This is a genomic window from Lysobacter sp. ESA13C (assembly GCF_019970005.1).
Classification (GTDB): domain Bacteria; phylum Pseudomonadota; class Gammaproteobacteria; order Xanthomonadales; family Xanthomonadaceae; genus Lysobacter; species Lysobacter antibioticus_B.
On record NZ_JAHXYK010000005.1, the window covers coordinates 193,130 to 208,364 of the forward strand.

Here is a 15,235-nt window from a genome sequence, read left to right on the forward strand (position 1 = left end):
GACAGGTCATCGGTGGCTGCGTGCGAGCTCGTCCAGAGCCTCGCGCGCCAGGCGGACGGACGCATGCTCCGGCCCGAGCCAGCGGGTGGCGGTGTCGCGCATCCGCAGCAGAAAGCGGCGGGCTTGCGCGCCGTCGCCCTGTTGCAGGGCGATTTTGGCGCGCAATTGAAAGATGTTGATCAGCGCGAGTCGGGCGCGGACCTTGGGCAGAGAGGCTTCGACCTGTGGCGTCAGCGTAATGAGCTGCGCTTCGGCGCCTTTCAGATCGCCAACGTAGTAGGAGATCGCCGCGCGCGTAAAAGGGATCCGGAACCGCAAGCTGTGCGATGGGCCGAAATAGCGTCGCGCATCGGTTTCGGTTTCGGCGAGCAGGCGCAGGGCTTGCGCCGCATCGTCGCCGCGGTTGCGGATGGCCAGACCGCGGGCGTAATAGAGCTTCGGCGCGAACACCGGAATCCTCTGCCGGTTGGCTTCGGCAATGAACGATGCGAGCTGTTTCATGCCTTCGTCTTTCAGCGTCGCAGCGACTTCGGCCGGCATCGCCGCCGGTTTGCGATGCACCAACATCACGCCGAGGTCAGCTTCCGCCCGCAGCTTGAGTTCGTGCTTCGGGCCGTAAGAGGTGCGCATGATCGCTACCGCGCGTCGCATTTCGTCCAGGTGCTCGGCGTAGCTGTTCTCGTCGAAAAAGTAGATTTGCGTCGATACGCGCAATGCTTCGGCGTACTCGGGATGCGACGGGCCGTAACTGGCGCGCAGGATCTCCCGGCCGCGGGCGATCGATACGCGGCAATCCTCGGGCCGGTCGCCGGCGCATTGGCTGTCGGCCAGCACCGCCCAGGCGCGGCCGGTGTCCGGGTGGCGTTCGCCCAGGCTGCGGCGGCGCTCGTCGAGCAGTTGCTGGGCGATGGTCTGCGCTTCGGCGTAGCGCTCTTGCACGGTCAACAGGCGCACCAGTCTTTCGCGGGCGAGATTGGCCAGTTGCGACGGCTCGTCGGCCGACAGCGCGATTGCCTGGCGCAGGTCGGCTTCGGCCGCGGACAGATTCAACAAGCGCGTATTCCAGTGGCCTCGCAAGGTCAGCAGCTCGACATAGGGCGCGGGCTCGGCGTCGAGGCGCATGCGCGCCAGCGCTAGCGCCCGGTCGAGGTTTTGTTGCGCTTGCCGATGTTCGACCAGCTCCCATTCGCTGCGGGCGATTTCGGTCAGCAGGCGCAGGCGGGCGGCGCGACTCGCGTCGTCGTCGTCGGGCAGCGCCTGCAGGGCTTGTCTTGCAAGCTCGCGCGCCCGGGTGTGGCGCGCCTGCAGATTCAACAACGAGGCCAGGGTGGCCTGGGTCTCGGCCGACGCCGCATCCCCACCGCCGCGCACCTGCGAGGCTTCCCCCGCGAGGCGGGTGGCGCCGGGGTAATCGCCGATCACTGCGTGGCTGCGCGCCAGCGAGGCCAGGGCGCCGGCGAATACGCGCGGTTGTTCTTCCAGGTCGAGCCTGCGGATCTTCGTCTCGACCTTACGCAACAGCTCGCTGGACGAGAACGGCGTATCGCCAAGGCCGGACAGCGTTGCCGTGCCCAAGGTGTCTTCGAACAAACGGTTGACCGCGAGCGCGGCTTCGGTTTCGCCCTGGGCGCGTTGCGCCTGCCACAGCGTCGCGCCGATGCCGACCGCCGCCGTTGCGACGATGGCGCCGGTCAGGCCCAGGGCCAGGCGATGACGACGAAGGAACAGGCCGGCGCGGTACAGGGCACCGTTGCGCGCGCTGACCGGGCGCTGTTGCAACCAGCGTTTCAGATCCTCGCCGAGCGCCTGCGCGCTGGTGTAGCGCCGCTGCGGGTCGGCGTGGGTGCAGCGTTCGACGATTGCATCCAGATCGCCGGCCAGGCGTCTGGCCAGGGTACGGTTGTCGGGCAAGCTCCGGTTCTCGGCGACGCCCGGCGGTGCCGCGAGGGCCGCCTGCACCAGCGCATCGTCGGCACGCGACGGTCCCATCCAGCGGCTGGCCTGGGCGAGCAACGATGGGCAGGGGGTGTCGCCGGTCAACAGCCGGCGCAGCACCACGCCGAACGAATACAGATCGGCCGCGACGCTCGGCGGCGAGCCCTGGAAGACGATCTCCGGCGCGGTATAGCCGGGCGTCAGCGCAATCGGTATCGATGCCGGGTCGCCATGCGCGCTCAGCGGCGCGGACAGGCCGAAGTCGAGCAACTGCACTCGGCCTTCGGCGGTCACCAGCAGGTTCGAAGGCTTCAGGTCCTGGTGCAGCACGCCTTCGCCATGCGCGTAGGCGAGCGCATCGCAAGCTTGCCCGAGCACCGCAACACGTTCTTCCAGGGTCTTGCGATGCCGGTCGCACCAATCGTCGATGGGCAGGCCTTCGACATACTGCAAGACGAACCAGGGGTGTCCGTCGGGGTCGAGCCCGCCGTCGAGCAGGGCGGTGATGTTGGGATGCTGGAGCCGCGCCAGATGGTTGCGTTCGGTCAGCAGGGCGTCGGCCAAACGCGGCGACGACAGTTCGATACGCGCGCATTTCAAGGCCACGCGCTGCAGGTATTGCCGATCGTCGCGTTGCGCCTCGTAGACGATGCCCATGCCGCCGGCGCCGATCTTGCGCACGATCCGCCACGGCCCCAGGCGGGTGCCGATGCGTTCGTCGCCTTCCGTGTCGGAGCCGGGTGCGGCGTCATCGTGCGCACTCGCCGGAGGGCGCAGCGGTTCGTCGAGCGGATGCGCGACCGCGTCGGCCGCGATCATCGCCGCCAGCAGCGTGTGCGCCTGTGGATCGTCGTGGCGAATCTCGGCGAGGAAACCAGGGCGCTGGCGCGTGTCCAGATCCATGTAGGCCCTGAACAGCGACAGCACGCGGGCCTCGACCGAGGACATGGACGCCGGCGGGCTCAGGCGGCCGGAGGATCGGGCAGCGGGACCGCGCCGAGGTGAGCGATCAGATAGCTGCGCGCGGTCCGCCACTCGCGCCGGATACGCTCTTCGCTGACCTCGAACAACGCGCCGATCTCGCGGTCGGACATGCCGCCGAAGTAGCGCAGCTCGACCACCGAGACCAGGCGCTTGTCGATCTTGCCCAGGTGTTCGAGCAACTGGTCCATCAGCACCAGTTCCTCCATGCGCGCGGTTTCGCCGGTCTTGAAGTCTTCGTCGTAATCGACGAACTCGGCGCCCTGGCCACGCTTGCTCGCGACCGCCTTCTTGGTTTCGTCGAGAATCGCATAGCGCATGGCGCGGGCGATCAAGGCGATCAGATGAAAGCGGCTTTCCGCGGTGGACGCGGCGCCGGCCATCTTCAGCCAGGCCTCGCTGATCAACGAAGTCGGCGACAGCGACGGACGGCGGCCCCGCTGGCGCAGCTCGGAGCGCGCCAGCCGGTGCAGGTCCTGATAGATGCGCGCATAGATCAGATTCCAGGCGTCGCTACGCCCTTGCCGCGCCTGCTGGATCAGGACCGTCACGGATTCGACCGTGGCGTCGGGCAAGACCCACGAGGTTTGGACTGGTGGCGGCGAGGCGATGAGCATGGCTCCAGACTCCCGTTGATCATTCAATAGTGACGAAAGTCACAAAAAATGACCATGCTCCGGGCGTGCCGCGCGACGAGTGGCGGCCCGGCACCGACCGGCGCGCCCGATCGGCGCCGGTTTCGGCCAGGGCGGGTCTGTGCGACTGACGCTGGAACCGCGCCTCAGCGCGTGCAGCTCTCGCTGGCTTCGAGCGTGCCGCGTTCGCTGATGCGCCAATGGGTGACCGTGCCGAGTGCGTCGGTCTCGAAGGTCAGCTGGCTGTTCTTGGCCTGCGGCGCGGCGACTTCGATGAAGGCCGAGCCTTCGAAGGTCGGGTTGGCGACCTGCTTGGTCCGGCCGGCATAGGCCTGGTTGATTTCGGCGATGCTCATGCCGACGCGGCCGCCGCCCGGGGCGATGGCCTTGGCGTCGTAGACGTCGATGCCGGCGAGCTTGTCGCCGGCCATCAGGAAGGCGTATTGGTGGGTAACCGCGCCGCGCACCGGATAGAGCAGGTGGCAGGCGGCGTCCGGTCGCTGATCGCGGTTGTCCTTCATCTCGCCGCCCCAGGCCTGGCGGACGCTCGCGCTGTCGGCGCCGAACTTCGCGGTGACGGTGCCGGCCTGGTCGCTGCCGTTGAAGCCGTCGTAGCCGATCGCGTCGCTGCGCAGCACGCGTTCCGGCGGCAATAGAGAATTGGTCGAGGCCGCGGGCGATGCGGAGGGGGGCTGGCCGGTGTCGTTCTTGGCGGTCCGGGTGGAGTCCGCACTGTCGGCGGGTTTCTGACAAGCCGACAGTGCCAACACCGCTACGGCCAGGACGAGTACGCGCATCGCGATCACCATTGCTATCGGACAGCCCCCGATCCTAATGCATCGATCCGGAAGCATCGCAGTGCAGCAAAGCGGCGCTTGCGCGAACTGCGGCGCGATGCGCCGCTCAGATCGCTTCGAAGCGGTTCGCGTCCACGTTTTTGCGGACTTTGCTCGGGTCCCAGATGCGGCCGTTCATGGCGATGTAGACGCCCGGCGGCAGCGATTGCACCGCGCCGACCGCGGTGCCGATGTTGAACTCGGCATCGGAGCCGCGGAAACGCGCCGGATTGAGGGCGCCGGTCATGACGATGGTCTTGTTCGGAATCGTCGCCAGCACCTTGGCCGTCTCGACCATGCTGTCGGTGCCGTGGGTGACCAGCACGTGCTGCGCGTCCTGGGCGGCGATCGCGGCGCGGATCAGCTCGCGGTCGCCGGCGTTGATGTGCAGCGAGTCCTTGCGGATGATCGGGATCACGCTGTAGCGGAAGGCCACGCCGAGCTCGTCGAGGATGCGGCCGATCTGCGGTTCGCCGATCTGGTAGTCCGACTTGTCGTCGAAGTAGATCTTGTCGATCGTGCCGCCGGTGGTGACGATGCAGAGCTGGTCCATCGTGGGTAAGGTCGCGAGGTCGGGGAAGCGGAGATTATAGGCCCATGGCCAGGGCCCGGCCGGATCGTTCGCTGTCGATGCCGGCGTCGTCGTGCCGCGTGGTTTTCGCGCCGCGGGCTTCGGATGCCCGCCGGGCCGGATCAGGGTTTCCTGCCGAAGCGGGCCTGGATGCCGGGCAGGTTGGCGGCGAACACGACGGTCACCGCCAGGGCCAGTTCGATCCAGCCCTGCAGGCGTTCCGGCGGCCGCGACCAGGCCACCATCACCCCGTGGCTGAACCAGCCCAGCGCCAGCACGCCGGCCCAGTAGGCGGCGTGGCGGTTGCGGAACCAGACGCCGATCGCGAGCAGCAGCGGCGGCAGCACGAACACCACCAGGGTCGCGGCCAGATGACGCTGCGACAGCATCCACGCCGCATACAGCGCACTCAGGGCCAGCAGAGCGAGCAGCAGGACCAGATTGGAGCGGGGACGTGGCGTGGCGGTGCTCATCGGCTCACCTTGGCGACCAGTTCGGCGACCCGGCGGCCTAGGGCGCGCGCCAACACCGCTTCGTCGTCGCTGAGCTGCGGGTCGTCCTGGGGCCCGGCGACATGACTCGCGCCGTAGGGGCTGCCGCCGCCACGCGTGGTGCTGAGCAAGGGTTCGGTATAGGGAATGCCGACGATCACGCAGCCGTGGTGGAGCAACGGCACCATCATCGTCAGCAGGGTCGATTCCTGGCCGCCGTGCTGGCTCGCGGTCGAGGTGAACACGCCGGCCGGCTTGCCGACCAGAGCGCCGCTGGCCCATTCGGCGCCGAGCCCGTCCAGCCAGTGTTTGACCGGTGCGGCCATATTGCCGAACCGGGTCGGGCTGCCGAGCACGAGCCCGGCGCATTCGGCCAGGTCGCGGGCTTCGACGTAGGGCGCGCCGTCCTCGGGCACCGGCGGCGCCGCGGTCTGGGTGATCGCGGCCACCGGCGGGACGCTGCGCACGCGCGCGGCGATGCCGTCGACTTCGCCGATCCCGCGCGCGATCTGCCGCGCCAGCCGCGCCACCGATCCGCCGCGGCTGTAATAGAGCACCAGAACTTCGGTCATCGATCTCTCCTGTAGGCGGCAAGGATAGAGGATGGGGAGAGGGCGATTGGGGTTTTGGGGAGCCAGGGCGGCTGGGTGGGCGTTGCGGGCGGGGCGCATCGCCTGGTGCCGCAATGCCTTCATCCCCGACGAACCCCCAGGCAACCGCAGCGCATGCCCCCCGTGACGCGCCATCGGTTACCCTGCGCCGGATGGAACCCTTGGACTCGATTTATCGCTGGAGCGACCGGGTGCGCGATCGCGCTCGCGCCGGAACGTTCTTCCGCTTCCTGGCCCGCCGCTTTCTCGACGACAACCTGTTCCAGGCCGCCGGCGCTCTGTCCTACACCACCGTGTTCGCGCTGGTGCCGCTGTCGATGGTCGTGTTCGGCGTGCTGTCGGCGTTCCCGATGTTCGGCGAATGGAGCGACCGCCTCAGCGACTACATCTTCTCCAACTTCGTGCCCTCGGCGGCGCGCTCGGTGGAGAGTTATCTCAAGCAGTTCTCGGCCAACGCCGGCCAGCTGACGACGGCGGGCGTGATCGCCTTGGTGGTCTCGCTGTTGATCACCCTCAACGGCGTCGAGTCGGCGTTCAACCGGATCTGGCGCATCCATTCGCCGCGCCCGCGTCTGGGCCGCTTCCTGGTCTATTGGACCGTGCTGACGCTCGGCGCCCTGATCGCCGCGGCGAGCCTGGCGATCTCGGCGCGCTTCTTCGCCATGGAGGTGTTCTCGACCCAACCAGGCCGCTGGCTCGAAAGCCTGTTGCTGCGGGTCGCGCCGATGCTGCTGGAATGGTTGGCCTTCGCTGCGATCTACCGGGTCGTGCCGCATCGCACGATCAAGTGGCGGCATGCGGTCGCCGGCGCTTTCCTGGCGATGGTGCTGTTCGAAACCATCAAGGGCGGCATCGGCCTGTACCTGGGCAATTTCGGTTCGTACTCGAAGATCTACGGCACCCTGGCGTTCGTGCCGATCTTCCTGTTGTGGATCTATCTGAGCTGGGTCGCGGTGCTGCTCGGCGCGTCGCTGGCCTCGTCGATCTCGGCGTTCCGCTACCAGCCCGCGTCGATGCGCTTGCCGCTCGGTTTCGAGATGTACGGCCTGTTGCGTCTGCTCGCCCGCTTCAACGAGGCGCGCAAGCGCGGTCGCGGCCTGCATATCGACGACATCCAGCAACTGGAGCCGATGCTGACCGATTCGCTGGTCCAGCAGATGCTCGAGCAACTCGGCGAGATCAACGTGGTGCGCCGCGCCGAGAACGGCGAATGGCTGCTCGCGCGCGATCTCGACGAGCTGTCGCTCGGCGAGTTGTACGAAGCCTGCAACCTGCGCATCCCGATCGCCGAGGCGATGCTGCCGTGCCGCGACGACTCGCTGGGTCAGTCCGCGGTCGCGGCGATGGACGAACTGCGTGTGCCCCTGCGCGCGCTCATGAAACGACGCGTGTCCAGTATTCACGCCGAAGAGGAAGGAACATGATCCCGAGTCATCGCAAGTCCAGTCTGCGTTCGTTGTCCGCACTGGCGCTGGCCGTTGCCGTGCTGTCGCTCGGCGCCTGCCGGCAGCCGCAGATGCCGGCCAGCGACGGCAAGCCGGCCGCAACGACCGACGCCAAACCAGCGCCGGCCGCGCCCACGAAGCCGGCCGATGCCAAGCCGGCCGATGCGCCGCCCGCCGATACCGCGAGCGACACGCCCGAGCTGCGCATCGCCACCATCGACGGCAAGACCTACGACCTGGCCGAGCGACGCGGCCGTTGGGTGGTGGTGAACTTCTGGGCGACCTGGTGCGCGCCGTGCATCAAGGAAATGCCCGAGTTGTCGGCGCTGGACACCATGCGCGACCACATCGAAGTGATCGGCCTGGCCTACGAGGAAATCGAGCTCGCCGATATGCAGGCCTTCCTCAAGAAGCACCCGGTGTCGTATCCGATCGCGATCCTCGACGTCGCCGACCCGCCGAAGGCCTTCGATACGCCGCGCGGCTTGCCGATGACCTATCTGATCGGGCCCGACGGCAAGGTCGCGGAGAAATTCCTCGGCCCGGTCGACGCCAAGAAGATCGAGGCCGCCATCGCCAAGGCCTCGGCCCAGGTCGCCGTGCCGAAGGCATGAGCGCGGCGCGCTTCTTCGTGGCCGGCAAGGTCCAGGGCGTGTGGTTCCGCGCCTCGACCCGCGAGCAGGCGCTCGCCCTGGGGCTGCGCGGTTACGCCAACAATCTCGCCGATGGCACCGTTGAAGTGCTGGCGGTCGGCGACGAGGCCGCCGTGACGCGCCTGGCCGAATGGCTGGGCCACGGCCCGGCGCAGGCGCGCGTCGACCGGGTGATCCGCGAGCCGGCGCGCGAGGACGAAGCCGGCGCCGGCTTCCTCTGCGGTTGAGCCGGGCTACAACGCGCCCGGATTCGCCATCAAGCGTCCGTTGCGCCATTCGCGCTGCTCGCTGATGTGCCCGCCGCGCGCCAGGTAGTCGACGATCGAGCGCACGGTCACCACTGGGTAGTCGCCGGCGAGGCGGGTGCCGATCGGGTGATCGCTGAAGGCCACATTGGCCGTGAACAAACCGCCGAGCACGCGCTTGGAATAGGGGATCCGCACGCGATCGGGGCGAAAGCCGTCGGCGAGCGCGGCGCGATAGGCCTCGCGCCGATTGCCGGGCGCGGACGCGTCCGGCAGGGTGTCGGCGAACAGCTCCAGCACCCATGCGGTCGAGTTCTGATAGTCGGCGCTGCCAGGGCGTGCGATCAGGTTGTAGTGCGGCTGGTGCAGGCCCCCGCTGGGCAGGCCGCGCAGGTGCGCGGCGAGGCGTTCGGCCTGGGCCGGTTGCAGCCAGACGATGCGCGCGTCCTGGTTGACCAGATCGTCGGCGAAGAAGTTGACCAGGCCTTGCGTGTACAGGCCGGAGCGGTCGCTGCCGCATTCGTTGAGCAAATGCACCGCGGTCCAACGGCCGGCGGCATGGTCGCGCACGACGAAACCGACATGGCTATAGACCAGGCCCTGCGCCGATAAGTCGGTGCCGACGCGGGCGACCAGCGCGGCGGGTGCATCGCGTTGCTCGAGCGCGGTGGCGACGGTCAGCGCGGTCTGTGCCGCCGCGGCCAGTTTCTGTGGGGTGACGGTCTGGTTGTCGCAGCGAGTGCCTGCACGTCCCTGTGCAGGCAACACTCCCAGGACCACCACCGCCAACGCGGCCATAAGCATCCTGCAGGCCGCGAATCCGGAATAAGCAAAAGGAACGCGCGCGGCGCTCATGCATCGATCCGCTCGCTGTGCATCAGCGCGCGGGCGCGTTCGTTGGGGATGAAGCAAAAGGGATCGCCATCGGCGCCGCTGAGCAGCCAACCGCCGGCGACCGTGGACACCGTCAAAGCCTGGCCAACCTTGAGGCCGAGCTGCTTGACCGCCTGCGCCGACAACGCCACCGCGAACGAGGTGCCCAGGCCGACCGCCGAGACCGTCAGCGTTACGCCCTCGGCGCTGGCCTCGACCCCGGCGACCGAGAATTTCGCCCCGGCCGATAGCGCCCGCGCCGCGGCCACCGGCACTTCGACCGAGGCGTTGAGGCTGAGTTCGGACTGGCGGCTGAGGCCGTCGGACTGCACCGCCGCAAAGGCCGGCGTCCCTGCCAGCAGGCCAACGGCGGCCGAAACGGACAGGGCGAGGGGACACATGCAGCTGGCAATCCTTGGCATCTCGCACCGTCTCGTGAAGGTCCGGGGCCACCCTCGGTGGGACGCGGGGCGAATGCAATAATCATCGACAAAGTGTCTCGGAATTCGCCATCGGGTAGCGTATTTTGATACGCATGGCGATTTCCATCGAACTGATCGACGGCCTGAAGCGTTTTTTGCGCGCCCAGGACCTGACCTACCGCGACCTGGCCTTGCGCCTCAAGCTCAGCGAGGCCGCGGTCAAGCGGATGTTTTCGCGGCGGGCGATGAGCCTGCAGCGGCTGGAGCAGATCTGCGACGTGCTCGATATTGGCCTGGTCGAGTTGAGCGCCGAAGCCGGCCGCGGCCGCGCGCCGATGGCCATGCTCAGCGAAGAGCAGGAGCAGGCCCTGGTCGACGATCCGGCCCTGCTATTGGCCTTGTTCCTGACCTTGAACCGATGGAAGCAGGCGGACGTGCAGGCGCATTTCACCTTCGACGACGTCAAGTGGACGGCCTTGCTGGTGCGCTTGGACCGGCTCGGCATCATCGAATTGATGCCCGGCAACCGCGGCCGGCCGCTGACCGCGCGCAACTTCCGCTGGCGTGCCGACGGTCCGATGGAGCGCCATTTCCGCTTGCGCATGCTCGGCGACTATTTCGCGGATCCCTTCGACGGCGAGCAGGACGTGTTGCTGCTGCTCAGCGGCGCCCTGAGCGTCGCCGGCATCCGTCAGCTCAAGCAGCGCCTGGGCGAGGTCGCGCGCGAGTTCGACGGATTGTTGGCGCGCGATGCCGCCTTGAGCGCGCAGGAGCGGGTCGGCGTGAGCCTGGTGTTGGCGCAGAAGCCGTGGCTGTTGCAGCTGTTTCACCCGTATCGGCGTTCGCAGGGCGAGTGAGAGCGCACGGTCTCGCGACGTCACCGAACGCGGCCCCTGTAGGAGCGACGTGAGTCGCGACCAAGGGACGCGCAGGAACGACATAGCCGATGCCATTCATCGAAGCGGCGTGCCGTCGCGAGGGTAGGAGCGAGGTCCTACTGGATTTCCTTCGGTCACAAGCCGCGACCACGGAATGCGCAGAGGCCGCATCGCTTACGTCCTTGATCGAAGTCTTGAACTGTCGCGAGGGTAGGAGCGGCGCAAGCCGCGACCGCGATGTGATGGTCTTGCGGCGCGTCTATCAAGCAAGAGCAGAGCTTCCGTCCGCTGACGCGGCCGGGTTACTTTCTTTTGCTAAGCCCAAAAGAAAGGTAACCAAAGAAAAGGGCCCTCCTTGCAAGGGCACAGGCCACGAATACGATGCTGTCGCCGAGATTTTTCGATAGGACATCCTTGTCCTATCGAGTTATTCCTTTAAAGGCTGGGCGCACGTCCTGTGCGCCGCCCTCCGGGTCTACGATCGCATCGCTAGACCGAAACTGCGCCAAGCTCTTTACGGCAACGGCAACGGCAACGGCAACGGCAACGGCAACGGCAACGGCAACGGCAACGCGTGTTTTGTTCTTAGGGTAGGAGCGGCGCAAGCCGCGACCGCGCAACCACGATCACTGGTGCCGGCAGCCGCAGATTCGCGGTCGCGGCTTGCGCCGCTCCTACCCTTTGTGCCGTCGTGGTTGCAGGATTGCTGTTGCTGTGCGTCGTAAAACACTCGCGAAGGCAGCAGAAGACCCGGAGGGCGGCCCGCAAGGATGCGCACCGTTTTTCATCGGGACAGGGATGTCCCGTATGAAAAATCCCTGCGTCGGCATCGAACGCGCGGGCCTGTGATTCAAAGAAAAGCAACTTCTTTGGTTACCTTTCTTTTGTTGCTTATGACAAAAGAAAGTAACCCGCCGCTTTAGGGACGGAAGCTTTAGGCGTTTGATCTAGATCTAGATCTTGCTTGAGCGATACGCCGCGAGACCGTTGCAGCGCGGTCGCGGCTTGCGCCGCTCCTACAGAGAGAGGATTCGCAGCGCTTTCTTCTTCGAGCAAGAGCAGCGCTTCAATTCGTCGATGCAGCCGCTTTGGTGGTGGAAGCCTGCAGCATGAGCCGCGACCTACCCGAGCGGGCTCAGCCCTTCTTGCCAGCCCGGATCGGCTTCAGCACGCCGTATTTCTCTTTCGACGGCTTGCCCTTGAGCGGCGCGAATTCGAGTTCCGAATCCGGCAGGTGAGTGTCGGGCAAGCGCGACAGCAGGTCCCGGATCAGGGTCAGCCGGCCTTGGCGCTGGTCGTTGAAATCGACCAGGGTCCAGGGTGCGTGCTGGCTGTGGGTGGCCTTGAGCATGGCCTCGCGGGCCCGGGTGTAGTCGTCGTAATGCCTGCGCGCCTGCAAGTCGATCGGCGAAAGTTTCCAGCGCTTGAGCGGGTCTTCCAGGCGTTCGGCGAAGCGTTCTTCCTGCTGTTCTTGGTCGCAGCACAGCCAATACTTGAACAGCAGGATGCCGTCGTCGGTCAGCAGTTTCTCGAACACCGGCGCCTGCTGCAGGAAGGCCTTCACCTGCGCGGGTTTGGCGAAGCCCATGACCTGCTCGACACCAGCGCGGTTGTACCAGCTGCGGTCGAACAGGCTGATCTCGCCCGCGCCCGGCAGATGCGATACGTAACGTTGGAAATACCACTGGCCGCTTTCGCGTTCGCTCGGCTTGGGCAGAGCGACGATGTGGCATTGGCGCGGATTGAGGTGGTCGGAGATCGCCCCGATCGCGCCGCCCTTGCCGGCGGTATCGCGGCCTTCCAGCAGCACCACCACGCGGCGGCCGCTGTATTGCAGCCAACGCGCCATCGCCACCAGTTCCAACTGCAGCGTTTCCAACTGCGCTTCGTAGTCCTTGCGCTTGAGCTTGCTCATCGTTTGTTCTTCTTCGCCGCGGTCTTGCGCGGCGCCGCACTGCGCTGGGTGCCGGCCATGCTGGTGGCGACTTCGAGCAAGGCGCCCTGTTGGCGCGTGTTGAGCGCGCGATAGGCAGCGAGCAGGTCGTGTTCGCCCTGAGTGCGGGCCGGGTCGAGCGTGCTGGCGAGTTCCGACAGCAGCGCGCCCGCCGGCACGCCGAAGGCGCGCGCGAGCGCATCGAGCTGGTCCTTGCCGGGCAGCTTGTCGCCGCGCAGCCAGGCGCTGACCGTGGCGACGCCAGCACGCGGAATCGCGGTGGCGATGTCGGTGGCGTTGAGGCCGCGGGCCTTGGCCAGCAGGCGCAGGGTGGTGTCGAGCGGCATGCCGATCACTCCTTGAGGCGGGGACGCAGGGTGGCGAGGTTGCACGGCCGGGTGCGCGCGTCGAGCTGGGCGCCGACGATCTTTTCCCAAGCGGTCCGGCAGGCCGAGGTCGAACCCGGCAGGCAGAACAGGAAGGTCGCGTTGGCCAGGCCGGCGAAGGCGCGCGATTGCAGGGTCGAGGTGCCGATTTCGTCGTAGCTGATCGCGCGGAACAGCTCGCCGAAGCCGGGCATTTCCTTGTCGAGCAAGGGCAGCAGGGCCTCGGGCGTGGAGTCGCGGCCGGTGAAGCCGGTGCCGCCGGTGACCAGGATGCCGTCGATGCTGTCGTCGGCGATCCACTGCGACACTGCGGCGCGCAACTTGTAGCGATCGTCGGGCAGCAGCTTGCGCTCGGCGAGGCGATGGCCGGCCTGGGTGAGGGATTGGACGAGATAGTCGCCGGAACTGTCGTCGGCCAGGGTGCGCGAGTCCGAAACGGTCAGCACGCACAGCGAGAGGGGGATGAAATCGCGTTCTGCGGTCATGCGCGCAGCCTAGCGCAAACCGGGTGGGGCTGATCAACTCAGGCCGTTCAAGTCAGGCCTTTCAAGCCAGGCCGTTCAAGTCGGGTCGATCCGATCGAGTGTGTCGGAACGGCTAGCGCGCCGGCCCGCGCAGCGGCGTCGGCGCTTCGCCCTTGCGCTGCCTGCGCGCCATCGCCATCGTCATCGCCGCGAAATCGACGGCGAAGCCGTCCATGTCGAACAGACCGCTGTCGCTGCGGCGTGCGGCAAGTTCGTCGCGCAAGGCCCGCAGCGCGCCCGGGTCGTTGCCGAGCGCGATCGCTCGGGCGACGAAGGCCGCGTCGTCGGCGACGTTCATCGACTCCAGGCTGAGGTGGTGGTTGAGGCTGCCGGCCACGCGCGCGGCGAAGGTCGCGCCGGGGCAGGTCAACACCGGGCAACCGGCCCAGATCGCGTCCGAGGCGGTGGTGTGGGCGTTGTAGGGATCGGTGTCGAGGAACAGGTCGGCATGGCGCAACCGCGCCAAGTAGTCGGCATGCGGCTGCTTGCGCATGAACACCAGGCGCTCCGGCGCGATGCCCTGGCGGCTCGCGAAATCGCGCAGGCGCTGGTCGGCGCGGCCCGGGCCGGACAACAACCACAGCACGCTGCCGGGCACGCCGCGCAGTACCGCAAGTGCGCGCGCGACGCTGCGCGGATTGAGTTTGTAGCTGTTGTTGAAGCAGCAGAACACCACGCCCTGCTCGGGCAGGCCGCATTCGCCGCGGCTCGGCGGCGTGGCCGGTTCGCGGGTGGTGTCGGAGGGCTGGAAGCAGCGCGGCAGCCAGGCCACGGTTTCGCTGAAATCGGCGCTCAGCGCTTCCGGCAGGACGTAGCGGTCGGCCAGTATGTAGTCGATCCACGGCGCCGCCGAAGTACCCGGATACGCCAACCAGTTGACCTGCACCGGAGCCGGTCGCATCGCCAACACTTCCGGCGCACCGCCGCCGCCCCAGCCGCGCAGGTCGAACAGCACGTCGATGCCGGCGCGGCGGATCGTCGCGGCGACCTGGGCGTGCGGTTGCATGGCGACGTCGTGCAAAGCGTTTGCGGCGGCATGCAGGCGGCGGCGGATGGCGCTGTCGTCGTCGCGGTTGAGGGCGAACAGGTGCAGGTCGAGGCCGCCGCGCCGCTGCAGCGCTTCCAGCAAGGCGACGATCAGCAGGCCGGTCGGGTGGGCGCCGAAGCCGTTGGAGAGGAAGCCGACCCGGATCGGTGCCGATGTGTCTTTCTGCGGTGCGGCCGGCAAAGGCCGCACGCTGCCGGCGATCACCGTCGCGCGCAGCGCCGCGCAGCGGCGTTGTTCGGCGGCGCTGGCGTCTTCGCTGAGGAAGGCGAAGGGCTCGACCGAGGCCTGCCCGCGTGCGATCGCATCGCGGACCTGGCCGGCGAGGGCATCGAGATCGCGCCAGTCGCACAGTTTGCGTCGCCATGCCAGCAGATAGGCGGCCAACTGCGGTTCGCGCGGTGCGAGCGCATAGGCGTGGGCATAGGCCCCGAGCGCGCCTTCGGCATCGCCGACGTCTTCGAGCGCATGCGCCAGCCACACCGCAATGCCGGGGTGCTGCGGCGCGTTGTGCGCGGCCGCGCGCAGACTGGTCACCGCGTCGTCGCGGCGGCCCTGCATCCATTGCGCCCGGCCCAGGCGGGCGAGCGCCTCGGGGTGGCCCGGCCGCAGGGTCAAGGCGCGTCGCGCCGCCGCTTCGCCGCCGCGCGCATCGCCGGCGTCGAGTTCGTGTTCGGCCAGCATGATCCAGGCCATGGCGTCGCCGGGATTGCGCTGCAGCGCCTGGCGCAGTTCGAGGCGCGGGTCGTTCACGGCGCCGACCTCGCGACG

The 15,235-nt window shown here is 67.7% G+C and carries 16 protein-coding genes; 4 read left to right on the forward strand and 12 right to left on the reverse strand.

All coding sequences use genetic code 11. The features are described 5' to 3' along the window. Positions 1-6: 6 nt before the first annotated feature. From LC490_RS12085 to wrbA, 6 genes are all read right to left on the reverse strand, one after another. Positions 7-2,883: a serine/threonine-protein kinase gene (locus LC490_RS12085; RefSeq protein WP_223620323.1), complete on the reverse strand. Its 2,877-nt coding sequence runs from the start codon at positions 2,881-2,883 to the stop codon at positions 7-9. A gap of 14 nt (positions 2,884-2,897) precedes the next feature. Then, the gene (locus LC490_RS12090; protein ID WP_223620324.1) at positions 2,898-3,533 is read right to left on the reverse strand and encodes an ECF-type sigma factor; all 636 of its coding nucleotides are present in this window, start codon (positions 3,531-3,533) and stop codon (positions 2,898-2,900) included. Positions 3,534-3,697: 164 nt separating this feature from the next. Further along, positions 3,698-4,348: a hypothetical protein gene (locus LC490_RS12095; RefSeq protein ID WP_223620325.1), complete on the reverse strand. Its 651-nt coding sequence runs from the start codon at positions 4,346-4,348 to the stop codon at positions 3,698-3,700. A 106-nt stretch (positions 4,349-4,454) separates the two neighbouring features. Then, positions 4,455-4,940 carry an asparaginase domain-containing protein gene (locus LC490_RS12100; RefSeq protein ID WP_031373731.1) on the reverse strand — a complete coding sequence of 162 codons (486 nt, stop codon included), beginning with the start codon at positions 4,938-4,940 and terminating at the stop codon, positions 4,455-4,457. A 140-nt stretch (positions 4,941-5,080) separates the two neighbouring features. Next, positions 5,081-5,431 (reverse strand): DUF2069 domain-containing protein, encoded by a 351-nt coding sequence (locus LC490_RS12105; RefSeq protein ID WP_223620326.1) that lies wholly within the window; start codon positions 5,429-5,431, stop codon positions 5,081-5,083. Further along, positions 5,428-6,021: an NAD(P)H:quinone oxidoreductase gene (wrbA, locus tag LC490_RS12110; RefSeq protein WP_031373733.1), complete on the reverse strand. Its 594-nt coding sequence runs from the start codon at positions 6,019-6,021 to the stop codon at positions 5,428-5,430. The genes LC490_RS12105 and wrbA overlap by 4 nt, the downstream gene beginning before the upstream one ends. Positions 6,022-6,212: 191 nt before the next feature. Between wrbA and LC490_RS12115 the strand changes: the two genes are divergently transcribed. From LC490_RS12115 to yccX, 3 genes are read left to right on the forward strand one after another with little or no spacing between them, the layout of a single operon-like run. Then, positions 6,213-7,484 carry a YihY family inner membrane protein gene (locus LC490_RS12115; protein ID WP_031373734.1) on the forward strand — a complete coding sequence of 424 codons (1,272 nt, stop codon included), beginning with the start codon at positions 6,213-6,215 and terminating at the stop codon, positions 7,482-7,484. Then, positions 7,481-8,119, forward strand: a complete 639-nt coding sequence (locus tag LC490_RS12120; protein ID WP_223620327.1) for a TlpA disulfide reductase family protein — start codon at positions 7,481-7,483, stop codon at positions 8,117-8,119. The genes LC490_RS12115 and LC490_RS12120 overlap by 4 nt, the downstream gene beginning before the upstream one ends. Continuing rightward, positions 8,116-8,385, forward strand: coding sequence for an acylphosphatase (gene yccX, locus LC490_RS12125; RefSeq protein WP_223620328.1), 270 nt, complete (start codon positions 8,116-8,118; stop codon positions 8,383-8,385). The genes LC490_RS12120 and yccX overlap by 4 nt, the downstream gene beginning before the upstream one ends. A 6-nt stretch (positions 8,386-8,391) precedes the next feature. Here the strand turns inward: yccX and LC490_RS12130 are convergent, their stop codons facing one another. Together LC490_RS12130 and LC490_RS12135 are read right to left on the reverse strand one after the other, a co-directional pair. Continuing rightward, the gene (locus tag LC490_RS12130) at positions 8,392-9,201 is read right to left on the reverse strand and encodes a DUF2145 domain-containing protein (RefSeq protein WP_223620329.1); all 810 of its coding nucleotides are present in this window, start codon (positions 9,199-9,201) and stop codon (positions 8,392-8,394) included. Positions 9,202-9,254: 53 nt separating this feature from the next. Further along, a complete protein-coding gene (locus tag LC490_RS12135; protein WP_223620330.1) occupies positions 9,255-9,677 on the reverse strand; it encodes a hypothetical protein in 423 nt (140 codons plus the stop codon). Between the two features lie 134 nt (positions 9,678-9,811). Between LC490_RS12135 and LC490_RS12140 the strand changes: the two genes are divergently transcribed. Next, on the forward strand, positions 9,812-10,555 hold the full coding sequence (locus LC490_RS12140; protein WP_051885348.1) for a helix-turn-helix transcriptional regulator: 744 nt from the start codon (positions 9,812-9,814) through the stop codon (positions 10,553-10,555). Between the two features lie 1,156 nt (positions 10,556-11,711). On the opposite strand, the gene ppk2 is transcribed toward LC490_RS12140, so the two are convergent. The 4 genes from ppk2 to LC490_RS12160 form a co-directional block, all read right to left on the reverse strand. Next, positions 11,712-12,491 (reverse strand): polyphosphate kinase 2, encoded by a 780-nt coding sequence (gene ppk2, locus LC490_RS12145; RefSeq protein ID WP_223620331.1) that lies wholly within the window; start codon positions 12,489-12,491, stop codon positions 11,712-11,714. Next, entirely contained in the window at positions 12,488-12,856 is a 369-nt protein-coding gene (locus LC490_RS12150; RefSeq protein ID WP_223620332.1) for a helix-turn-helix domain-containing protein, read from the reverse strand. Before LC490_RS12150 ends, ppk2 begins: the two co-directional genes overlap by 4 nt. A gap of 5 nt (positions 12,857-12,861) precedes the next feature. Beyond that, on the reverse strand, positions 12,862-13,380 hold the full coding sequence (moaB, locus tag LC490_RS12155) for a molybdenum cofactor biosynthesis protein B (protein ID WP_031373742.1): 519 nt from the start codon (positions 13,378-13,380) through the stop codon (positions 12,862-12,864). Between the two features lie 112 nt (positions 13,381-13,492). Next, positions 13,493-15,217, reverse strand: coding sequence for a tetratricopeptide repeat protein (locus LC490_RS12160; RefSeq protein WP_343223014.1), 1,725 nt, complete (start codon positions 15,215-15,217; stop codon positions 13,493-13,495). Positions 15,218-15,235 lie beyond the last annotated feature (18 nt).